This is a genomic window from Methylobacterium sp. E-012, assembly GCF_057836545.1.
The window spans coordinates 5,496,053-5,518,181 of record NZ_JBYQEY010000001.1 but is presented as its reverse complement, the minus strand read 5'-3'; the positions used below and the strand labels follow the sequence as shown (position 1 = coordinate 5,518,181).

General features: G+C 71.2%; 18 protein-coding genes. 6 read left to right on the top strand and 12 right to left on the bottom strand.

The features are described from left to right. Positions 1-2 precede the first annotated feature (2 nt). The 6 genes from AC3IF1_RS26440 to AC3IF1_RS26415 form a co-directional block, all read right to left on the bottom strand. The gene (locus AC3IF1_RS26440) at positions 3-326 is read right to left on the bottom strand and encodes a DUF6285 domain-containing protein (protein ID WP_489220007.1); all 324 of its coding nucleotides are present in this window, start codon (positions 324-326) and stop codon (positions 3-5) included. A gap of 2 nt (positions 327-328) precedes the next feature. Beyond that, positions 329-1,339 carry a phosphotransferase family protein gene (locus tag AC3IF1_RS26435; RefSeq protein ID WP_489220006.1) on the bottom strand — a complete coding sequence of 337 codons (1,011 nt, stop codon included), beginning with the start codon at positions 1,337-1,339 and terminating at the stop codon, positions 329-331. Positions 1,340-1,342: 3 nt separating this feature from the next. After that, on the bottom strand, positions 1,343-2,110 hold the full coding sequence (locus AC3IF1_RS26430) for an SDR family NAD(P)-dependent oxidoreductase (protein ID WP_489220005.1): 768 nt from the start codon (positions 2,108-2,110) through the stop codon (positions 1,343-1,345). A gap of 1 nt (position 2,111) precedes the next feature. Then, positions 2,112-3,290: a beta-ketothiolase BktB gene (gene bktB / locus AC3IF1_RS26425; protein WP_489220004.1), complete on the bottom strand. Its 1,179-nt coding sequence runs from the start codon at positions 3,288-3,290 to the stop codon at positions 2,112-2,114. A gap of 16 nt (positions 3,291-3,306) precedes the next feature. Continuing rightward, a complete protein-coding gene (locus AC3IF1_RS26420) occupies positions 3,307-4,512 on the bottom strand; it encodes an acyl-CoA dehydrogenase family protein (protein WP_489220003.1) in 1,206 nt (401 codons plus the stop codon). Positions 4,513-4,856: 344 nt separating this feature from the next. Further along, entirely contained in the window at positions 4,857-6,509 is a 1,653-nt protein-coding gene (locus AC3IF1_RS26415) for an AMP-binding protein (protein ID WP_489220002.1), read from the bottom strand. Between the two features lie 221 nt (positions 6,510-6,730). Between AC3IF1_RS26415 and AC3IF1_RS26410 the strand changes: the two genes are divergently transcribed. The 3 genes from AC3IF1_RS26410 (at position 6,731) to AC3IF1_RS26400 (ending at position 9,043) form a co-directional block, all read left to right on the top strand. After that, entirely contained in the window at positions 6,731-7,270 is a 540-nt protein-coding gene (locus AC3IF1_RS26410) for a phasin family protein (RefSeq protein ID WP_489220001.1), read from the top strand. After that, positions 7,267-8,205 (top strand): alpha/beta fold hydrolase, encoded by a 939-nt coding sequence (locus AC3IF1_RS26405; RefSeq protein WP_489220000.1) that lies wholly within the window; start codon positions 7,267-7,269, stop codon positions 8,203-8,205. The genes AC3IF1_RS26410 and AC3IF1_RS26405 overlap by 4 nt, the downstream gene beginning before the upstream one ends. Positions 8,206-8,596: 391 nt before the next feature. Beyond that, on the top strand, positions 8,597-9,043 hold the full coding sequence (locus AC3IF1_RS26400) for a helix-turn-helix domain-containing protein (protein WP_489219999.1): 447 nt from the start codon (positions 8,597-8,599) through the stop codon (positions 9,041-9,043). 226 nt (positions 9,044-9,269) lie between these two features. Here the strand turns inward: AC3IF1_RS26400 and rsmD are convergent, their stop codons facing one another. The 4 genes from rsmD to AC3IF1_RS26380 all read right to left on the bottom strand — a co-directional run bounded on the left by rsmD (position 9,270) and on the right by AC3IF1_RS26380 (position 12,388). Continuing rightward, entirely contained in the window at positions 9,270-9,827 is a 558-nt protein-coding gene (gene rsmD, locus AC3IF1_RS26395; protein WP_489219998.1) for a 16S rRNA (guanine(966)-N(2))-methyltransferase RsmD, read from the bottom strand. Continuing rightward, positions 9,824-11,737 (bottom strand): pseudouridine synthase, encoded by a 1,914-nt coding sequence (locus AC3IF1_RS26390; RefSeq protein ID WP_489219997.1) that lies wholly within the window; start codon positions 11,735-11,737, stop codon positions 9,824-9,826. The genes rsmD and AC3IF1_RS26390 overlap by 4 nt, the downstream gene beginning before the upstream one ends. Positions 11,738-11,941: 204 nt before the next feature. Further along, complete coding sequence (locus tag AC3IF1_RS26385; RefSeq protein WP_243965578.1) at positions 11,942-12,118, bottom strand: DUF1328 domain-containing protein; 177 nt, start codon at positions 12,116-12,118, stop codon at positions 11,942-11,944. A 78-nt stretch (positions 12,119-12,196) separates the two neighbouring features. Beyond that, positions 12,197-12,388, bottom strand: coding sequence for a CsbD family protein (locus tag AC3IF1_RS26380; protein WP_243965580.1), 192 nt, complete (start codon positions 12,386-12,388; stop codon positions 12,197-12,199). Positions 12,389-12,538: 150 nt separating this feature from the next. On the opposite strand from AC3IF1_RS26380, the gene AC3IF1_RS26375 reads away from it, so the two are divergent. Further along, entirely contained in the window at positions 12,539-13,018 is a 480-nt protein-coding gene (locus AC3IF1_RS26375; RefSeq protein ID WP_489219996.1) for a nucleoside deaminase, read from the top strand. A 71-nt stretch (positions 13,019-13,089) separates the two neighbouring features. On the opposite strand, the gene AC3IF1_RS26370 is transcribed toward AC3IF1_RS26375, so the two are convergent. Next, a complete protein-coding gene (locus tag AC3IF1_RS26370) occupies positions 13,090-14,892 on the bottom strand; it encodes an outer membrane beta-barrel protein (protein WP_489220479.1) in 1,803 nt (600 codons plus the stop codon). A 321-nt stretch (positions 14,893-15,213) separates the two neighbouring features. On the opposite strand from AC3IF1_RS26370, the gene AC3IF1_RS26365 reads away from it, so the two are divergent. Beyond that, positions 15,214-15,717, top strand: a complete 504-nt coding sequence (locus AC3IF1_RS26365; RefSeq protein ID WP_489219995.1) for a Ros/MucR family transcriptional regulator — start codon at positions 15,214-15,216, stop codon at positions 15,715-15,717. A 283-nt stretch (positions 15,718-16,000) separates the two neighbouring features. After that, the gene (locus AC3IF1_RS26360; RefSeq protein WP_489219994.1) at positions 16,001-17,176 is read left to right on the top strand and encodes an MFS transporter; all 1,176 of its coding nucleotides are present in this window, start codon (positions 16,001-16,003) and stop codon (positions 17,174-17,176) included. Between the two features lie 71 nt (positions 17,177-17,247). Here the strand turns inward: AC3IF1_RS26360 and AC3IF1_RS26355 are convergent, their stop codons facing one another. Further along, a complete protein-coding gene (locus AC3IF1_RS26355; protein WP_489219993.1) occupies positions 17,248-22,092 on the bottom strand; it encodes an NAD-glutamate dehydrogenase in 4,845 nt (1,614 codons plus the stop codon). Positions 22,093-22,129 lie beyond the last annotated feature (37 nt).

Below are 22,129 nucleotides of genomic sequence, written 5' to 3'. Positions count from 1 at the left end.
GCTCAACCGCCCGGCGCGGGCGGCTTCCAGATCTGCGCCGCCACCTCCGCGGCCGCGCTCAGGGCGGCGTGGAGATCGGGATCGGCATCGCGCGCGCCGGCGCGGATCGCCCGGACCAGGGCCTCGACCGGCGCGCCGGAGAGGACGTTTTCGCCGGTCGCGTGCAGGCGGTCGGCCTCGGCGATCTCGCGCGCGGCGATGCCGATCGCGTTGGCCACCATCAGGGCGACGTAGCGCGGGCGCCCGGTCAGGCCGGGGACCACCTCCTCGGTCAGCGCCCGGCGGGCGGCGTCGAGGAGGGCGGCGCCGGAGGGATCGTCCCGCATGCTCATCTCCACGCCCCGGGGGCCGTCGCCCGCAGGATCGCCCGTTCGAGATCGGGCACCATCCGGCCGGTGAGCGCCAGTTCCAGAGAGAATTCCCGGCCGGAGACGTGCCGCGCGCCCTGCTCCAGGGCAATCACCGCCCAGCGCAGATGCGCCATCACCTCCCAGTAGGCGACGCGCGCCGGATCGATGGCGCGCCCGCCGGCCTCCGTATAGCCCCGGTAGAAGGCCGCGCGGGATCCGATGCCGCCGGCCTCCAGCTCGGGGCGACCGAACCGCCAGCAGGCGGCGCAGAACCAACCCAGATCCTGGGCCGGATCGCCCCAGCCGGCGAATTCCCAGTCCAGCACCGCGGTGAGCCCGGCGGCGTCGACCATGTAGTTGCCGGTGCGGAAGTCTCGGTGCACCAGGGTCGGGGCGGCGCAGTCCGGCGCGCGGACTTCGCCCCAGCGCAGGCCCCACTCGATCGCCGGCCTCGAGGCCCCGATCCCGTCGAGGCTGGCCCGCAGCCGCGCGATCTCGGCCCGTGTCGGGTCCGGTTCGGGCACGCCCAGGAAGGCCAGCGCGGCGGGGGGCGCCCGCGGGTCGAGGGCCGCGTGGATCCGGGCGAGTTCCCCGCCCAGGGTCTCGGTGAGGGCTTCGCGGTCGCCGCCCAGGGTCAGTTCCTTGGCGATGCGCGGCCCCAGCCCGATCCCCTCGACCAGTCCCATCAGCGCGAAGGGTGCGCCGATCACCCCGGGATCGTCGCAGACGCCGACCGGCTCGGGAACCTTCACCCCGGCGGCCCAGACCGCCTCCAGGATGTGGAACTCCTCGGCGCGGGACCGGCTCGACGCGATCGTCGCGGGGGCGTCCATGCGCAGCACGAAGGCCCGTGTCCCGCCGTCGAGCCGGCAGCGGACCAGGCGGTTCTCCTGGATCGAACCGCCGCCGAGGGGGCGGATGTCCTCGATCACCAGGTCCGGGCAGCCGAGATGCCCGGCGATCCAGACGCGCAGCCGATCCTGATCCATCGGCTACAGGCCCGAGACGAGGTGGCCGCCGTCGACCGCGACGACGCTGCCGGTCATGTAGGCGCCGGCTTCGGAGGCGAGGAGCAGGAGCGGGCCGTCGAGCTCGGCGGCTTCGCCGAGCCGGCGCTGTGGCACGCGTTTGATCAGCGCCTTCCCGGCGTCGGACTCGAAAAACGCGTCGTTCAGCTCGGTCTTGATGTAGCCCGGCGCCAGGGCGTTCACCCGGATCCCGTGGCGCGCCCATTCCAGTGCCAGGCTCTTGGTGAGCTGCACCACCCCGGCCTTCGAGGCCGCGTAGGGCGTGAGACCGCCGGTGACGCGCAGGCCGAGGATCGAGGCGATGTTGACGATGCTGCCGCCGGTGCCGTGCTTAACCATGCGCCGGCCCGTCGCCTGCGCGACCAGCCAGACGCCCTTCAGGTTCGTGTCGAGCACGGCATCCCAATCGGCCTCGTCGAGGTCGAGGGCGGGCTTGGTCGCGGTGATTCCGGCATTGTTGACGAGCACCCGGACCGGGCCGAACCGCGCCTCGGCGGCGTCCAGCGCCCGCTCGATGCTGCCGGCGTCGGTCACGTCCATGACGGCGGCGTGGGCTTGGCCGCCCTCCGCCGCGACGCGGGCGACGGTCTCGGCGAGGGCGTCCGCCCGCCGGGCGCAGAGGGTCAGCTGCGCCCCGGCGCGCGCGAGCGTCCCGGCGAAATGGCGGCCGAGGCCGCTGGAGGCGCCGGTGACCAGGACGTGCCGGCCGGCGAGATCGAACAGGTCCGACATCTCAGTGCATCCGTTCGAGGGCGAGGGCGATGCCCTGGCCGCCGCCAATGCACATGGTCACGAGTCCGTATCGGCCGCCGGTGCGGGCCAGCTCGTAGAGGGCCTTCACCGTGATGATCGCGCCCGAGGCGCCGATCGGGTGGCCCAGCGCGATGGCGCCGCCGTTCGGATTGACCTTGGCGGGGTCGAGATCGAGGGCGCGGGCGACCGCGCAGGCCTGGGCCGCGAAGGCCTCGTTCGACTCGATCACGTCGAAATCGGCGGCGCGCAGGCCGGTCCGGTCGAACAGGCGCCGCACCGCGGGAACCGGGCCCATGCCCATCTCGGACGGGTCCACCCCCGCATGGGCATAGCCGACGATCCGGGCGAGCGGCGTCGCTCCCGTGCGCTCGGCCTGCGCGGCGCTCGACAGGACCAGGGCGGCGGCGCCATCGTTCAGGCCCGAGGCGTTGCCAGCGGTGACGCTGCCGGTCTTGGAGAAGGCCGGGCGCAGCTTGGCGAGGTCCTCGACGCCGGTGAGCTTCGGGTGCTCGTCGGTGTCAAACGCCACGGTCTCGCGCTTGCGTTGGACCGGGACCGGCAGGATCTGCTCGCGGAACTGGCCCTCGCGGATCGCCCGGGCGGCCCGGGCCTGGCTCTCCGCGGCGAAGGCGTCCTGCTCGCCCCGGGAGACCGCGTAGCGCTCGGCCACGTTCTCGGCGGTGACGCCCATATGGCCGTGGCCGAACGGGTCGCTCAGCACGCCGACCATGTAATCGACGAGGCTGACATCGCCCATCCGCTGGCCGGTGCGGCCGGATGTCAGGAGATGCGGCGACCGGCTCATGCTCTCGGCGCCGCCGGCCAAGGCCGTGTCGGCGTCGCCCAGCAGGATGGATTGCGCGGCCGAAACGATCGCCTGCAGACCGCTGCCGCAGAGGCGGTTGACGGTGAGGGCCGGCACTTCCTTCGGTACCCCGCCCTCGATGGCGGCGACGCGGGCGATGTAGGCGTCCCGCGGCTCGGTGGGGATGACGTTGCCGAACACCACATGGCCGACGGTCTCCGGCGCCGTACCGGACCGCTTCAAAGCCTCCGCCACGCAGAGCGCCGCCAGCGCGGAGGGCGGCGTGCCCGCGAGGCTACCCCCGAAGGTGCCGATCGCGGTCCGCACCGCGCCTGTGATCACGACATCGGTCATCGTTTCGCTTTCTGGCTCACGCCTCGACCGCCCAGCTCCAAAAGGCATCGCCCTCGGCTTCCAGGCTGCGGTTGAGCACCATTTTGTGGACCTCGTCAGCCCCGTCCACCAGCCGGGCCTGCCTGGCGTAGCGGTAGATCCATTCCAGCGGCGTATCGGTGGAATAGCCCCGGGCGCCGTTGATCTGAATCGCGACATCGGCGGCCGCGTGCAGGAGGTTGGCCACGTGCACCTTGGCCATCGAGACCTCCTTGCGGGCGAAGCTCCCCTGGTCCAGGGCCCAGGCGGCCTTCATCACCAGCAGGCGGCCGATCTCGATCTTCATGGCGAGGTCGCCGAGCATTAGCTGGATGCTCTCGCGGTCGGCGAGCCGGATCCCGAACCCGTGGCGCTCGGCGGCGTAGGCCCGGGCAACCTCGACGCAGCGCTTCGACAGGCCGAGCCAGCGCATGCAGTGGGTCAGCCGCGCCGGGCCCAGGCGGATCTGCGTCAGCTTCAGCCCGTCGCCCTCGTTCATCAAAACGTTCTCGGCCGGGATCTCGAGCCCGTCGAAGAGCAATTCACAATGGCCGCCATGCTCCTCCGGGCCCATGATCGGGATGCGGCGCAGGATCTCCCAGCCGGGCTGGTCCCGGTGGAACAGGAAGGCGGTCAGGCCCTTGCGCGCGTCGTCCGAGGTCCGGGCCATCAGGATGAAGTGCGCCGCTTCCTCGGCGCCGGTGATGTACCATTTGCGGCCGGTGACCACGTAGGTGTCGCCCCGCCGCTCGGCCCGGGTCTGGATCATGCCCGGGTCGGAGCCGCCGCCGGGATGCGGCTCGGTCATGGCGAAGGCCGAGCGAACGGCGCCGCGCACGATCGGGGCGAGCCAGCGCTCTTTCTGGGCGGGCGTGGCGACCTTCTCCAGCACCATCATGTTGCCGTCGTCCGGCGCCGCCGAATTGAACACCACCGGCCCGAAGATCGAGCGGTTCATGGCCTCGTAGCAGACCGCCATGCCGACCTTGTCCAGGCCGGCGCCCCCGGTCTCGGGCCGGAGCTGGAGGCACCAGAGCCCCTCGGCCTGCGCCAGGCCGCGCAGCCGGGCGAGGTCCGGCAGGCCGATATTGCCGTGGCCGTCATAGGCGGAGGGGTCGGATTCCAGCGGCAGGATGTGGGTGTCCACGAAGGCCGCGATCCGGGCGCGGTAATCCTCCACGCGGGGGGAGATGGTGAAATCCATGTCGGGTCGCGGCCTCCGGCCGATGCCTCTAGCGCCGTGCGGACCGGTATTCTGACAGGATCGGCCGCCGTTATCTGCACCGCGACGAACACGAACCGGGTCGGTGAAACGTATCCATTCGACGCGGCTCCCGCGCGGTTCATCCAGGACCCGGCCGGCTCGGTTCGGTCGCGGATCGATCCTGCGGGCTGGGGGCGGGGGTCGCGCCGGGCGGGTTTTGGGTTCGGCCGGCCGACATGTCGAGGCCGTAGCGGAGCGGCGGTCTGCGCTCATGTCAACCCCGGTACGGCCGAGCGGCAGGCGGGATATCGACGGCGTCCGACGCGGCGACGTTGCGGCTCCGGTCAAAAGTCCCGCGCCCGGTCCCGGAGAACGAATTTCTGGATCTTCCCGGTCGAGGTCTTGGGCAGGGGACCGAAAACCACGGTCTTGGGCACCTTGAACCGCGCCATCCGCCCGCGGCAGAAGGCGATCACGTCCTGCGCGCTCGGCGCTTCCGTGCCGGGCTTCACCTCCAGGAACGCGCAGGGGCTCTCGCCCCAGGTCGGGTCCGGCCGTGCCACCACGGCCGCCAGCATCACCGCGGGATGGCGCATCAGCACCTCCTCCACCTCCAGGCTGGAGATGTTCTCGCCCCCGGAGATGATGATGTCCTTCGCCCGGTCCTTGATCTCCACGGATCCGTCCGGATGCCAGACCGCGAGATCGCCGGTCCGGTACCACCCGCCCGCGAGCGCCTGCGCGGTGGCATCGGGATTGCCGAGATAGCCCTTCATGATGGTGTTGCCGCGCAGACAGATCTCGCCCACCGCCGTTCCGTCCCGCTGCACCGGCCGGTCCGTGGCCGGGTCGACGACGGTCACGTCTTCGAGGGTTGCGAGCGGCACGCCCTGGCGCGCCATGCGGGCGTAGCGGTCGTCCTCGGACAGGTCCGCCCAGTCCGGCTGCGCCAGGCAGACGGCCGCCGGTCCGTAGCTCTCGGTCGCGCCGTAGAGATGCAGCACCTCGAAGCCCAGTTCCTCCATGGTGCGGATGATCGTCGAGGAGGGCGCCGCCCCGCCGACCGCGCACCGGACCCGCTGCGGGAAGGCGCGCCGGTCCGCGGCCGGGGCGTGCGCGATCATCGAGAGCACGATCGGGGCGCCGCAGAGATGCGTCACCCCGTGTTCAGCGATCAGGCGGAAGATCGCGGCCGGCTCGACCTTGCGCAGGCAGATCTGGGTCGCGCAGGCGGCGACGCTGGCCCAGGGATAGGACCAGCCGCTGCAATGGAACATCGGCAGCGTCCAGAGATAGACGCTGTCGGCGGTTAGCCCGAAGGTGACGGCGTTGCCGAGCGCCTGAAGATAGGCGCCGCGGTGGCTGTAGACCGCGCCCTTCGGATCTCCGGTCGTGCCGGAGGTGTAGAGCAGGCAGAGGGACTGCCACTCGTCGGCGGGTCCGGTCCAGGCGTGGTCCGGATCGCCGGCCGCAAGCAGCGCTTCGTAGGGGATCGCACCGGGTATGCCGGTCTCGCCGATCGCCACCACCAGGATCGGCTCGGGACAGGCGCTCAGGGCCTGGGCGGCCAGCGGGGCGCAGTCGGCCTCGACGATCAGCACGCGGGCGCCGCCATGGGCCAGCGAGAAGGCGATCGTCGCCGGATCGAGGCGGGTGTTCAGCGGGTTCAGCACGGCGCCGAGCATCGGCACGGCGAAATGGGCCTCGATCATCTCGGGGACGTTCGGGGCGAGGATCGCCACGGTGTCGAGGCGCCCGATCCCGTGCCCGGCCAGGCCCGAGGCCAGGCGGCGGCAGCGCGCGTAGAGTTCGGCATAGGTCAGGCGCCGGGCCCCGTCGATCACCGCAATCCGCCCGCCCGCCGCCGCCGCGGCGCGCGCCAGGAGGCTCACCGGGGTCAGGGGGACGTGATTGGCCGGAGTCCGGTCGAGGTCGCTCTCGAACGGGTGACGGCCGGCGGCGCCGGACCGTGCGGGGCGCGGATGGGACTCCGTCATCGTTGTGCCTTCTGGTCGGGCGCGAAATCGTTGTGGCGCGTGGCGTTCGCTCCGACGGAGGATGATTTCCCGCCCGACCCGGCTGTCAATCGCCGCCGCGTCCCGGGCCGGTGCCCCCGTCCGGTTCTGTCACCCCGCATGGTTGACGGCGGGGCGACCCTGGCCGATGCCCGTAACCTGGGGTCGGGCCGATCCGGGCCGGCGATGGAGGGAAGGCGACCGTGGGGAACGACAACGGGCCGATGGTCTCCACGCAGGCGGGACGGGCCATGGCCGAGGGCGGCGTGGCGCGGGCGCGCGAAGCCTACGAGCGCTTTGCCGAGGCCGGCGAGATGGCGTTGAACGCCTTCGAGGCCTCGATGGCCCAGACCTTCGAGGGGTGGCGCTCGGTGATGGGCTCCAGCCGCGAGACCGCCAACCACCTCAACGAGAGCAACGCGGCGGGCGCCCGGCGGATGCGCGAGCAGTGGGAGGCCGCTGGTGCGCGCCTCTACAACGCCTTCGAGGACAACACCGTGCACACGCTGGCGGCGATGCGCGAGATCGGGCATCGCGTGCTCGTCGCCTCGGACACGAACGTCCGCGCCACCCTGGACTATGCCGAGCGCGTCGCGCAGGCGGCTGATGCCCGGGAGGCGGCGGCCCTGAACGCGGCCTTCCTGCAGAAGCAGGCGCGCCGGCTGACGGACCAGATGGTCGACATCCACCAGACCACCAGCCGGCTCGCCCGCGAGGCCGCGGCACGCACGGAAAAACCGTGACCGCCGACCCGGCGGCGCGCGCGCTTCCGGTGACGGCGATGCCGCGGCTCGACGATCTCAGCCAGGCCGACGTTCCGTTCCGGACCGGCGATTTCCTCGCCTACGCGCCCCACGATTTCCACCGCATCGCCTATGTCGAGTGGGGCGACCCGGACAGCGCGCGTGTTGTCGTGTGCGTCCACGGACTGAGCCGCCAGGGCCGGGACTTCGATCCCCTCGGCTACAGGCTGGCGAAGATGGGCTACCGGGTCGTCTGCCCCGACCTGCCGGGGCGCGGCCTCAGCGGCTGGCTCAAGGATCCGGAACTCTACGGCCTGCCGCAATACGCCGCCGACATGGCGGCGCTCATCGCGCATCTGCGGATCCGCGGACCGATCGACTGGGTCGGCACGTCCCTCGGCGGCCTGACCGGCATGGTCCTGGCCGCGTCGGCCAACACGCCGATCCGCCGCATGGTGATCAACGATATCGGTCCGTTCCTGCCCTGGGCGCCGATCCGCCACATCGGCTCGCGCCTGCGCGACGCGCCGCGGCTGCACCACAACCTCGCCTCGGGCGAGTCGCGCCTGCGCACCGTCCTCGGATCCTTCGGGCCGCTGACCGACGAGCAGTGGCGCCACATCGCCAAATACAGCTTCTTCCGGGAGCCGAACGGAGGCTGGCGGCCCCATTACGATCCGGGCATCGGCGACGCGTTCAGGCCCGGACGGGTCTACAGCGTCAGCATGTGGCGCGACTGGGACGCGATCACCTGTCCGGTCCTGCTGCTGCGCGGGGCGCAATCGGAACTTCTCCTCGCCGCCACCGCCGACGAGATGACCCGGCGGGGGCCGCCGACGGAGCGCGTCGAGATTCCGGATTGCGGCCATGCCCCCGCCCTCCTGGACGATCGCCAACTCGCGATCGTGACGGATTGGCTCGGGCCGGCATCCTAGCCCTGCGACGACGGCGGGCATGATGCGGCGGGGCTGCGCCCAGCGGAATCGCGTCAGTCGAACTCTTGGGCGATGCCGGCGCGAATGTGCATCTCCGTCGCCGCTTCAAATATTCATCCGCCGATCCCTGCGTAGTTTAATCGGTGCACAATAAGTTCAATACAATGCGCGCGCCGAGGCGCGGACGGGCATTGCACAGATCGCGCAACCATCTTCGATATCTCAGATGTCGCCGCCGCGACCTTTCGTTGCGTGCTGGGCTTGGCTGTGGCATCTACTGATCGCAGGCCAGATTCCCGGCCGCACGATATGGCAGCTGTGTGTTGTGGTCGGCGGTTCGGGTTGCGGTTGTGCATGCCCGCCAACAGAGACGACGTTCGGACCCCGACCCATGGCCAAGTCCAGTCCAAAGCCGAAGCAGACGACGGCGATCGATCATGGCGTCGGCAGCCGCATCGCGTTCCTGCGCGCGGCGAACGGGCTGAGCCAGTCCGCCTTGGCGAGCGCGCTCGGGGTGAGCTTCCAACAGGTCCAGAAATACGAGACGGGCAAGAACCGGGTCGGGGCTGGCCGCCTGCAGGCGATCGCCGAGCGGCTCGGCGTCCCGGTATCGAGCTTCTTCGAGCCGGAGGCCGAGAACGCGGCGGATAACGGTCCGGCCTTGCTGCGCGTGTCCGGGGCCGTGGAACTCCTGCGCGCCTACAATCAGATCGCCGACGATCAGATGCGCCGCGACGTTCTGAGCCTCGTGAAATCCGCGGCGCGGATCGGCCACCAGCGGGCCATCGAGGCCGCCGCCGCGGACAATGCCTCCCGCAGTGCGGCTCCGGGCGCCTGAGGTCGACCGGCGCGCTCGGCCGAGAGCTCGCGCAGACGCGACGGGACCCGCGTAGGGTCGTCGCAAAGCCTCACCATCGGCCGCTGTCGGGAAGGGCGCCTCGAAGCGACCGGTCCGTCGACCGTCCGGCTCCCGCATCGTCTGCTCCGAAAGCCGGAGGGTCACCCCGCGGGACGATGTTGGCCCGATCCGGCGGGTGAGCTGACCGACGGCGCAGATCGTGCGGTCAGGCGGCGAACCGCGCCAGGGCGACGGCGGTCTCGCCGTAGGCGCGCCGCTCCAGTTCGGCGAACCCGTCCGGCCAATCGAAGTGCACGGTCTCGGCCTCCTCGACCACCACGAGGGCGCCCGGCGTGAGCCACCCACCCGCGGCTGCGCTCGCCAGAGCCCGGGGCGCGAGATCGCGATGATAGGGCGGATCGCAGAACAGGAGCGAGAACTGACCCGCCGTCCCGGCCGCGCCGAGCCGGGTCGCGTCGCGCCGGAACAGGCGCGTCACGCCCTCGGCGCCGAGGGCCTCGATGTTGGCGCGGATCACCGCCCGGGCCTCCGTGCCGTCATCGACTAGGAGCGCGTAGGCCGCACCCCGCGAGAGTGCCTCGAAGCCGAGCGCCCCGGTGCCGGCGAACAGGTCGAGCACCCGGGCTCCCGCGAAGGCGTCGTCGTAGGCGTGGGCCAGCACGTTGAACAGCGACTCCCGGAGGCGATCCGAGGTCGGCCGGATGGCGGAGGTGCGCGGCGCCGCGAGCCTGCGGCCGCGCCAGGCACCTCCGACAATCCTCATCGCGTCCCGCGCGGCGGCCGCCCACCGCCGGGCTTGCTGCCGAACCCGCCGGGCTTGCCGCCGCCCGGTCGTCCGCCGGGTCTTGCACCCCCGCCGGACCCGCCCCGGCCGGGAGCCTTTCCGGCGAACCCGCCGGGCTTGCCACCGAAGCCGCCTGGTTTGCCGCCGAAGCCGCCCGGTTTGCCGCCGAACCCGCCCGGCTTGCCCCCGGGCCGGGCACCACCCGGTTTCGGGCCGCCGAAGGCCGGCTTACCGCCGTCCTGACCGCGCTTCTGGGTCCGAAAACCGCCCTTGCCGGCACCCGCGCCTTCCGCCGAGCCGGCGTTGAAGGGGCGCTCGCGCCGCTCATCCGTCCTGGGTCCCCGCCGGTCATCCGGCCTGGCATCGCCCCTTGGGCGCTCGGCGGCGCGCGCCGGTGGCCGGTTCGGCCGCTCGCCGCCGCCGCGCTCGCCGCGGGATGCCGGGGCCCGCTCGCCATACGGTGCGGGGCCGCGCGCGCCCCCGGATCCACCCGCACGACCGGAACGGCCGCCGGCGTCCCGCTGCGGCCGCTCGGACGGGCCGTCATCGGCGTAGCGGCGACGCGGTTTCTCCTGGGGCGCAGGCTCGACCGGGGTCGCGGCGAGGCGCTCCACGACGACGCGGCGGTCCCCGGCCCGGATCGAGCCGACGCGTTCGCGTCCGCGTTCCGCGGCGGCGGCCTGCGCGGCCCGTGGATCGGCGCCGCGGCGGGGGATGCGCGTCCCGCGCGGCTTGGAATCGTCGTCGTCGCGCCAAGCGGCGTTGCGCGGTCCGGACCCGGATCCACCCGTCGAAACGCGCGGTGCGGGGGCGGGGCGCGCGGCGTTGCGCCGGCTCGCGGCGCCCCTCTGGGCGGTCTTCGCACCGCCATCCTCGGCCTTGGATCCGCCGAACGGCACGATCGGCTCGCGCACTGGGCTGTCGAAATCGACGCCGGCCTGCTCGGCGAGCGACTTGCCGAGCTGATCCTTGAGGACCCGGGTGCGGATCTCCTCGACGAGGCCGACCTCCAGATCGCCGAGCTGGAACGGCCCGAAGGACAGGCGGATCAGCCGGTTCACCGAGAGGCCGAGATGCTCGAGGATGCGCTTGACCTCGCGATTCTTGCCCTCGCGCAATCCCAGCGTCAGCCAGACATTGTCGCCCTGCACGCGGTCGAGCATGGCCTCGATCGGGCCGTACTCCATCCCGTCGATCGTCACGCCCTTGGCGAGCTTGTCGAGCTGGGCCTGATCGGTATCGCCATGGGCGCGGACCCGGTAGCGGCGCAGCCAGCCGGTGTCGGGATGGGCGATCACCTTGGCGAGGCCGCCGTCGTTGGTGAGGAGCAGCAGCCCCTCGGTGTTGATGTCGAGGCGTCCGACCGCGACGACCCGGGGCAGATCCTCGGGGACAACATCGAAGACGGTCTGCCGGCCCTCCGGATCGCGCGCGGTGGTCACGAGGCCCCTGGGCTTGTGGAAGATCCACAGGCGGCTGCGCTCCCGCAGCGGCATCGGCTCGCCGTCGATCAGGATGCGATCATCCTCGGTGACGTTGCGTGCCGGCGAACTCAACGTCTCGCCGTTGACGCTCACCCGGCCGGCGAGGATCATCGCCTCGGCGTCGCGCCGCGACGCGATCCCGGCGCGTGCCATCGCCTTGGCGATCCGCTCCCCGGGGGGCGTCGGCGCGTCGGCGGGTTCGGCCGACGGGTCCTCGGCCGCCGGCTCGGACGGGGGGCGCACGGGGTGTCGCTTTTCCGGACGCGGCTTGGCGGCGGATTCGGCCGGCGCCGGCTCGGCTGCGCTGCCGGCGTCGGTCGTCGGCGTCCAGCGCCCCACCCGCGCGGTCTCCGGGTCCGGACGGGCGGGACCCTCCGGCGTGTCGTCTTTCGGCATATCGCTCATGCCCGGGCCTTAGCAGAGCCGATACCGACAGGCGAGACGGGTCTTTGGGTCTGGAACGCCGTCGGGTTCCCACACGAAAGGGCCGCTCCCTGGGGAACGGCCCTGAAATCCATCGCTGGCGCTCCGCAGAAGCGGACCCGGTGGCCGATACGGAACGGCGCCGTTCCCGGGCGCCACCACCCTGATCGGAGACCGATACGTCGGTCAGAGCCTGGGAGAGCGGCCCCGCATCACGCCAAACACCGCGGAGATGAGGAACAGCGCGATCGCCACGAAGAAGATCACCTTGGCCGCTTCCATGGCCGTCCCGGCGATGCCGCCGAAGCCGAGCAGAGCCGCGACGAGCGCGACGACGAGAAACGTGACAGCCCAACCGATCATGGCATCCTCGCGTTGTTCGAGCCGGTCCCTGGTGGGAACCCGCCCGTGGCAGGTCCCGTTCCAATCGTCCCGTGGCGATCAGAGCTTGTCGGTTGCCGACTTCACCGTGTCCTTCGCGTCGCCGACAGTGCTCTGGGTCTTGCCCTTGAGCTCCTGAGCCGCACCCTCGGTCTTGAGCTTGTCGTTGCCGGTCGCGTCGCCGATGCCCTGCTTGGCCTTGCCGAGAGCCTCGTTGGCGACGCCCTTGATCTTGTCGGTGGTGCTGCTCATGGCGTTACCCTTCCTGTATTCCTGCGGCGGCGCCGCACGAGATGCTTAGAACGGACACGGTCGCGCGTATGTTCCAGGCCTTAACATTGCTCTGGATCAATCCGCCGGGCCGCGGGGCCGCCCGATTCCGGGTGATGGAACGGCGGCACCATGGCGGATGATTCCCCCGGCCGCGCCGCGGCGCCGGGCGCGCGCGCGTTCGATCAGGCTTTCGCCGCGGCGCGGCGGGCGGAGGCGGCCGGCGAGGTTCCGGTGGGAGCCGTCGTGGTCCGGGACGGGGCCGTGCTGGCCGTCGCCCACAACCTGCCGCGAACGCTGCACGATCCGACCGCGCATGCGGAGATCCTGGCCATCCGGGCGGCCTGCGCGGCGATCGGCGACGAACGGCTCACCGGCTGCGACCTCTACGTGACGCTCGAACCCTGCCCGATGTGTGCGGGGGCGATTTCCTTCGCGCGGATCCGGCGGCTCTACTACGGGGCATCGGATCCCAAGGGCGGCGGCGTCGAAAACGGGCCGCGGGTCTTCAACCAGCCGACCTGCCATCACGCGCCGGAGGTCTATGGCGGCTTCCGAGAACGCGAGGCGGCGGCGCTCCTGCGGGACTTCTTCGCGTCGAAGCGGGTCTGACCGCGGATACGGCAAGGATGCGCAATACCGGGCGGGACCTGCGCCACCGGACGGCGCCGTTCCGGCCCGATCTACGGATTGACCCGCAAGCCGACCAGGAAGGTGTTGTCCTGGAAGCTCGCCCCGGTCACCGTGCTGTTGATCTGCTGGTAGATGTAGGTGCCCCGCAGGGTCAGCCACCGGGTCAGGTGATAGTCGAGCCGCGCGGTCGCCGAGACCCCGTTCTCCCGGATCGTGCTGCCCTGATAGTCGTTCCGCAGGAGCGAGCCGCCGATCACGATCGACAGGTTGCGCAGCAGGTCGTGCTGGATTTCGAGGGTGGCGACGTCGGTGAGGATGCCGCTCGACCCGACGATGGTCGTCTCGGTGACGCCGGTGGCCGCGGTGAGGCGAACGGTGGTGAGCGGGCTCATCGACCAGACCAGGGCGGCGTTGACCAGGGGGGCGTCGATGGCGCGCAGGGTCGGATCGACGTAGGTGCGGTGCTGGATGCCCGCCGAGATCTCGCCGGTGAGCGTGCGCAGCAGGCCGAAGCTGGCCCCGACCATCACGGCAATCCCGTCGGAATCGCGCCGGATACCGTTCTGGTCCTGCCGCAGATCGTAGACGCGGGTATCGGCCAGGATGTCCACGAAGGGGCTGAAGTCCGGATTGACCTCGTAGGCGGTGCGCAGCTGGAGACTGTACTGGTTCAGGTTCCGGTCGGCCTGATTGATGATCGTACCGTCGGACAGCCGGGCGTTGTCGAATTCCGAGCGATCGATCGAGCCGCGCAGCGTCACCGACAGGCGGTTGAAGGTCTCGGTCGCGCCGAGGGACGCCCCGTATACGGCCAGCAGCGGCCGGCTCGTGGTCGCGGCGGCCTGGAGCCCGAGGTTCGCGGCCTGGAGATTGGGGTTCGACGTGCGCTGCGTGTCGACGAGGAAGCGGCCTTCGGCGTCGATGTGCAGATCGCGGTCCGCATCGATGCGCAGGCGCACGACGCCGTCGGCGGCGGGCCGGCTCGCGGGTTCGTTCTGCGGCGTCTCCAGATAGGCGCCGCGCAGGGAGCCCTGGAGCGAACTCGACGACCAGTTGCTCTGGAAATCGACCGCCGCATCGGTGCGCAGGGCCACGGAGCCCTTGGCGAGCTGCCGGCTGGTCTGATCGGGGTTGGAATCGTATCCGAGGCTCTGCGCGAAGCTCGGCAGCACCGTGAACGAGCCGACCTGATAGCCGAGTGGCGCGTAGGCGGGATCCATGGGGATCGGCCGGGCGAGATCGGTACCCAGGATGAAGCCCGGGGTCAGGAGGCCGAGGGCGGCTGAGCCGGGGATGAGCGGCAGGATCGGCCGAAGTTGCGTCGGCGCCTGCGGCAGCGGCACCCCGACCACCGGCTGCTGGATGATCGGTGTGAGCTTCAGGGCCGGGCTCGGAACCTGGGTGATGTCCTGCGTGAACCTGCGGGTCGCGGTGCCGAGCCGGCGCGGGGGCGCGGCGCGCGATCTGAGCAGGGCCGAGGGCGCCAGATTGGCCGGTGCCGTCGAACTGCCGCCGGTGCGCTGGCCGCCTCCGGTCGTGCGGGTATCGAGCTGGGACTGGCCCGGCTGGACCTGCCCCTGCGTCGGGAGCGCGGGCGAGAGCGGCGAGCGCAGGCTGTCGCCGCCGATCTGGTCGCCCCCCGTCGTATCCCCGCTCGGCGAGCCGCGGCCGTCGTCGCGCGACAGCCCGTCCGGGAGGCGCCGCCTCAGGGAGGGGAGGCCGTTCGGGGCCGTATCCAGTCCGGTTCCGGGATTGTCGGGCTGCCCTGTGACGGGGCTGATCGCATCGAAGCGCTGCGCAGAGGTCGGCGACGCCGCGAGCGCGAGCGTCAGGGCTGCATACGCGAGCCGAATCTCGTGCCGGTCCCGCCGGTCAGACCGTGCCGTACGCACTTGATCTCGGTCTCCACCAATATCCCGAGTCCTGAACGCCGGGATTCACCGTCCACGCCGCGACCAAACGGGTCATCGGTATGGTTAATTGAGGCTAGCTCTACGTGGTTAATGTCGCGTCAACGGCGCGTTCGGCCAGCATTTCGAAATCGCGACGGCCTGTTTCCGTCTCGAGTCCGATCCGATTGAGATTTGCGTGGAAATCCGCTAGGATCAGAAAGTTTTCGATCGCATCCGAGATGGATTGGTCGATCCGGATATTTTGAATAACGGGGGTCGATCATGAACGAGAGTGTAGCGAGCGAGCAGTCGGAGCGCATCGAACTGGCTGTCGATATCGTCGCGGCTTATGTGTCGAACAATTCGGTCCCTTCGACCGATCTTCCGGGCTTGATCGACATCGTTCACGGCGCTTTGAGCCATCTCGCGACTGCGGGCGAGGGCTCGACTGGGCCGGCCGAAAAGTTGACGCCGGCGCAGATCCGAAAGTCGATTACGACTGATCACATCGTCAGCTTCGAGGACGGGAAGCCCTACAAGACTCTCCGCCGGCATCTGACGCTGCGCGGGCTGTCGCCGGAGGCGTACCGGGCGAAATGGGGGCTGCCGGTGGACTATCCCATGACCGCGGCGAGCTACTCCGCCCAGCGATCCGAGCTGGCGCGGGCCCTCGGGTTGGGGCAGCAGCGCCGCAAGTATAACGGCCCCGTCCAGCCGATCGTGACGGAAGCGCCGGCCGCAGCGTCGCCGAAGCCGCGCAGCCGGAAGAACGCCCCGGCGGAGTGATCCGCTCGGCCGGTCCCGTTGCACGGTGAGGCGCGCGGACCGCGGAAGCGTGGCAACCCGGCAGCCGTCGATCGGCTACCGATCGGCATCGCCGGGCGATCCGGACCCGCGGCGCAGGCCACGAGGCCTGGTGCGATGAGCGCGCTCTCGGGCCGGACGGCGCGCTTGCGCGTCGCGCAACCGTGCGCCGCGCGTTCGCGGCTAGGCAGGCCGCACGTCGCTGGCATCTTGCGCATGTTGCTTCGCACAATCGAGCGAACATCCCGCGCCGGAGAGCCGCGCCGTGCCGCCATTGCCGATCCTTGCCCTCGCCGTCGCCTCCTTCGGGATCGGCACCACTGAATTCGTGATCATGGGCCTGCTCCCGGAGGTGGCCCAGAGCTTCGGCGTCACGATCCCGCAGGCGGGCTATCTCGTGTCCGGGTACGCCATGGGCGTGGTCGTGGGCGCGCCGGTCGTGGCCATCGCCACGGCGCGCATGCCGCGCAAGGCGGCCCTGCTCGCCCTGATGGGCGTGTTCCTGGCCGGTAACCTCGGTTGCGCGATGGCGCCGAGCTACACGCTGCTGATGGCCGCGCGGATCCTGACGGCCTTCGCGCACGGGGCCTTCTTCGGAATCGGCGCCGTGGTGGCGCGGGATCTGGTGCCGCGGGAGAAGCGGACCCAGGCCGTCGCCCTGATGTTCACCGGATTGACGCTGGCCAACGTCCTCGGCGTGCCCCTCGGCACCGCCCTCGGGCAGGTCGCGGGATGGCGTTCGACCTTCTGGGCGGTGGTGGGGATCGGCCTCGCGGCAGGCTTGGCGATCCAGCTCTGCGTGCCCACGGGGCTGCCCGGCACGCGCGGACGCCTGGTCAGCGAGTTCCGGGCGCTCGGCCGCTGGCCGGTGCTGCGGCCGATGCTGATCTCGACCCTGTCGTCGGTGAGCTTCTTCACGGTGTTCACCTACATCACCCCGTTCCTGACCGGGGTGACCGGGTTCTCGCCGCAGGGTGTGACCGGCGTACTCTTCGCCGCCGGAACCGGACTGACCATCGGCAATCTCGCGGGCGGACATTTCGCTGACCGGGGCCAGATGGCGACGATCGTCGGCAGCTTCCTCGGCATCGTGGTGTCTCTGCTGCTCCTGGCCGTCGTCGCGCACCATCCGGCGATGACGGTCGCGGTTCTGGTCCTGTGGTCGGGGCTGGTCTTCGCCCTGGTCTCGCCGCTCCAGATCTGGGTGGTCGAGGCCGCCAGCGACGCGCCGAACCTCGCCTCGACGCTCAACCAGGGCGCCTTCAACCTCGGCAACGCCACGGGGGCCTGGATCGGCGGCGCCGCCCTGACGCTCGGCGTCGGCTACGGAGAGTTGCCGCTGATCGCGGCGGCGGTGTCGCTCGTCGGCCTCCTCCTCACCCTGACGGCCGTCAGCCGCGCAATGCGGCGGGTGTTTTCTCCCTCAGCGCCGGGGGCCTGAGCGCACGTCGCCGTCGCCGGCAGCATTCTCCCGGTTCCGGTGGCTCAGCCGATGCGCCCGGCGCCGGATTCTCAGCCCCCGCGCACGAGATCGCCGAGCAGGCTCGCCGCCACGGTCGCCTTGGAGACCGTCAGACCGGACGCGCGGATCGCGTCGACCGCATCGCGGATCCGGGCGAGTGACGGCCCCCGGGCCTTCGCCCAGGCCTCGACGGCCCCGGGCCCAGCGCCGAGATCGGACACGATCTCGGCGGTCAGCTTGCGATGGGCGGCGGCGATGCCGGCCACCGCGCGCTCCAGGGCGACGCGATCGAACGTGTCGGCGACCGGGACGGTGCGCGCGGCCGCGGCGAGTTCATCGAGGCGGAAGGCGTGCTCCAGGGCGAAATGCGTGGCGGCCACTTCCTCCACCGGCCGCCCGCCCGCTTCGGCGACCCGGACGATGTCGGGGGCGGAGACCAGGGCGGTGAGGGAGGCGAGCCGCCGGGCCTGCGCCGGTTCCATGCCGAGCTCTTCGAGCTCGGTCGCGCGTGTGTCGATCGCCCCGCGGGCCGCCGCGTCGAGCACCTTGGGCAGCGCCGCCTCCACCGCCGCGATGCCGTCCCGGTAGCGTCCCACAATCGGGGCGAGGCCGCCGGTTAGGTCGAGGTTGCGGATGAACCAGACGATGCGGTTCATCAGCAGATCCTGGACCTCGGCGTAGAGGCCGAGTTGATCCGCGCCGGTGATCCGGCCGGCGAGGCCGTCGATGGCGAGGTTGAGCTCCATCAGGCCGAAGGCGTCCCGGGTCGCCGCATAGGCCTTGGCGATGGTGGCCGCGTCGGCGCCGGTCCCGTCGACCAGGCGCGTGGTCAGGGACGGGCCGCCCCGGTTGACGATGATGTTGGCCAGCGCCGTGGCGATGATCTCGCGACGCAGCCGGTGTCCCTTCACGGCGTCCGGGAACTGCTCGCGCAGGGCCTTCGGGAAGTAGCGCTGCAATTCGCGGTCGAAATACGGGTCGTTCGGTACGGCGCTGTCCAGGATCGCGTCGTGCAGCGACAGCTTCGCGTAGGCGAGCAGCACCGCGTATTCCGGCCGGGTCAGCCCCTCGTTCCGGCGCAGGCGCTCGGTGAGCGTGGCATCATCGGGCAGGAACTCCACCGCCCGGTCGAGGCGCCCCTCGGCCTCCAGCGCCTGCATGGTCCGCAGGGCGAAGCCGGTCTCGCCGAGGCCGCCGCGCTGGGCGAGGGACAGGGCGAGCGTTTGCAATTCGTTGTTGCGCAGGACGAGGTGGCCGACCTCCTCGGTCATGGTGGCGAGCAGGGCGTTGCGGGCCTCGTAGCTCAGCCGCCCGTCACGCTCCGGCGTCATCAGGGCGATCTTGATGTTGACCTCGACGTCGGAGGTGTTCACGCCGGCCGAATTGTCGATGGCGTCGGTGTTGAGGCGGATGCCGGCGCGCGCGGCCTCGATGCGCCCGCGCTGGGTCAGGCCGAGATTGGCGCCCTCGGCGACGACCTTGGCCCGCAATTCCGGGCCGGTGATGCGCACGGCGTCGTTGGCGCGGTCGCCGGCATCGTCGTCGGTCTCGGTCGTGGCGCGGATATAGGTGCCGATGCCGCCGAACCACAGCAGGTCGGCCGGCGCTTTCAGGATCGCCTGCATCAGCTCCGTGGGCGTGGCCTCCGCGCGGTCGAAGCCCAGGGCCGCCCGCACCGGTTCAGAGAGCGGCACCGTCTTCAGGCTGCGGGAGAACACGCCACCGCCCGCCGAGATCAGGCTCCGGTCGTAATCCGCCCAGGACGAGCGCCCGAGATCGAACAGGCGGCGGCGCTCGGCGAAGCTCGCCGCCGCGTCCGGGTTCGGGTCGAGGAAGATGTCCCGGTGGTCGAAGGCCGCGCGTAGCCGGATGCTCTGCGACAGCAGCATGCCGTTGCCGAACACGTCGCCCGACATGTCGCCGACGCCGACCACGGTGATCGGATCGGTCTGGACGTCGATGTCGATCTCGCGGAAGTGGCGGCGCACCGCCTCCCAGGCGCCCCGGGCGGTGATGCCCATGCCCTTGTGGTCGTAGCCCTGGCTGCCGCCGGACGCGAAGGCATCGCCCAGCCAATGGCCCTTCTCCAGCGAGAGCGCGTTGGCGATGTCCGAGAAGGTGGCGGTGCCCTTATCGGCGGCGACCACGAGATAGGCGTCGTCGGGATCGTGCCGGACCGTGTCGGGCGGGGGCACGATCGCGTCGCCGACGATGTTGTCGGTGAGTTCGAGCAGGGTGCGGATGAAGAGCTGGTAGCTCTCGGTGCCCTCCCGCATCCAGGCGGCGCGGTCGGAAGCCGGCGGCAGGCGCTTGGGGAAGAATCCGCCCTTGGCGCCCACCGGCACGATCACGGCATTCTTGACCTGCTGGGCCTTCACCAGCCCGAGGATCTCCGTGCGAAAATCCTCCGGCCGGTCGGACCAGCGCAGGCCGCCCCGGGCGACGTAGCCGAAGCGCAGGTGCACGCCCTCGACCCGGGGGGCGTAGACGAAGATCTCGAACAGCGGCCGGGGCAGGGGCATCGCCGCCACCTTCGCGCAGGCGAACTTGAAGCTGATCGTCTCCCGCGGCTTCCCGTCGGCCCCCGTCTGGAAGAAGTTGGTCCGCACCGCCGCCTCGACGAGGTTGACGAACCGGCGCAGGATCCGGTCGTCGTCGAGGCTGGTGACGTCGGCCAGCGCGTCCTCGATTCCGGCCCGGACATCCGCGGTCCCGGCGGCGCGGTCGCCCTTGGTGGCGGGCTCGAACCGGACGCGGAACAAGCTCACGATCGCCCGCGCGATCCCGGGATGCCGGCTCAGGGTCCCGGCGATGTAATCCTGACCGTAGCGGATGCGCAGCTGGCGCAGGTAGCGCCCGAGCGCCCGGAGCAGCGCCGCCTCACGCCAGGCGAGGCCGGCCTCCAGCACCAAGCGGTTGTAGCCGTCCGATTCCGCCGTGCCCTCCGCGATGGCGAGCATCGCGTCTTCCAGGGGCTGCTCCAGATCCGTGAGTTCGATCGCGGCCCCGCTGGCGCGTTCGAGCAGCATGTCGTGCAGCCAAACCCGGTCCGCCTCGGCGGCACCCGCCGGCACGATCCGGTAGGTGCGCTCGTTGATGACGCGGAAGCCGAGATTCTCCAGGGCCGGCACGCGATCGGACAACGCGATCGCGGTCATGCGCGAGAACACCTTCAGGCGGACCTGCGCGGCCGAATCCGACCCGCGGCGGCCGAGATGCACGGCTCGCGGCTGTTCCGCGCTGAGGCTGTCCAGGATCGCGACATCGCCGACGGCGACCTCCGGCTGGAAATTGTCCCGGTAGGCGGCCGAGAACGCGTCGGCGTACCGGGCCGCGAGCCGGCGTGCCCGGTCGCCGCCCTGGCTCTCCGCGAGAACCGCCCGCAGGGCGTCGCCCCAGGTCCGGACCAGGGCGGCGATGCCGGATTCGAGGCCGGCCGGATCGATCTCGGGGGCGCCCTGGTCGGGAAGGCCGACGATGTAGTGGGTGCGGGCGAGCGGCCCCTCGGGGTAGTCCGGGTAGGCGGCGCTGAGCCGCCCGCCATAGGCGTCGGCGAGGTAGGCGCCGATCCGCGCCCGGATGGTCGAATCGTAGCGCTCCTTCGGGACGTAGACGAGGAGCGAGACGAAGCGGCCGAAGCGGTCCGGCCGCGACAGGACTCGGATCCGCGGCCGGTCGGCGAGGTTGGCGATGGCCAGGGTGAACCGGTAGAGCCGCTCGACGTCGATCTGGAACAGCTCGTCGCGCGGATAGCTCTCCAGCACCGCCAGGAGGCTGCGTCCGGCATGGCTGGTCGGGTCGAGGCCGGCGCGGGCGACGACGGCCTCGACCTTCCGGCGCAGGACCGGAACGTCGCGGGCCGGGCTGGTATAGGCGGTGGCGGTGAACAGGCCGACGATCCGCACCTCGCCCGAGAGCTTGCCGAGGCCGGAGAACAGCTTGACCCCGACATAGTCCAGGTAGGCGGACCGGTGGACGCGGGACTTCACGCTCGCCTTGGTGATGATCAGCGCCTGGGGTTCCTCCAGGAAGGTCAGGATCTCGGGGGTGTAGTCCACCGGCGTCCGGCCCCGGCGCAGCGGCGTGGCGCCGGGATCGCGCAGCACGCCGAGGCTCGACCCATCGACCAGGGGATGCGCCTCGCCGTCGATGCCGTGCTGCTGCATCCCCACGAGGAGGAACTGCCCGTCCGTCAGCCAGTCCAGGAAGGCCCGCGCCTCGGCGATCTCGCTCTCCGGCATGGGGGTCGGTGCCCGGCCCAGATTCTCCGCGAGATCGGTGAGCCGCGCCAGCATCGCGTCGTGATCGTCGGCCGCCAGGGCGACGTCCCGGTAGACGGCCGCCAGCGCCTCCCGCAGCCGCTCACCGGCCTCCGCGGCGAGGCGATCGAGATGGATGTGGATGAAGCTCTCGCGCGCCAGGCTGCCCTGGGCGTCGGCGGTCGTCTCGCCGACTACGCGGATCAGCGCCCCCCCGGCATCCCGCTCGACACCCAGGATTGGGTGGGCGACGAGGTCCGGCGACAAGCCCTGCTCGGTGAGTTCGGCCAGCGTCGAATCCAGCAGGAACGGGCGGTTGTCGTTGATGACCTCGAGGATCGTCATCTCGCGGCGGCGGCCGTCGCGGACCAGATCGACATCGCTCAAACGCATCCGGGCCGGATCGCCGGGCCGACGCGGGTCGGCCAGGAATGCCCGGGCCCGGGCGGCGAGATCGGCCAGGGCATCGGCCTGGTAGGAGGCCAGATCCTCCGGGGTCACCCGCCCGAGCAGGTCGCGCACGAAACCGCCCGGGCCGCCCTGCTCGGTCACGAGGTCGGCGGCGGCCTCAATCAGCCCGGCACGGGCCGTCTTCTGCTCGGAGGAGGACAACGCCGTCGCGGTCTCGAGTGTCATCGCGCTTCTCCCGAACCGGGTTGCCGACCTTGAGCAG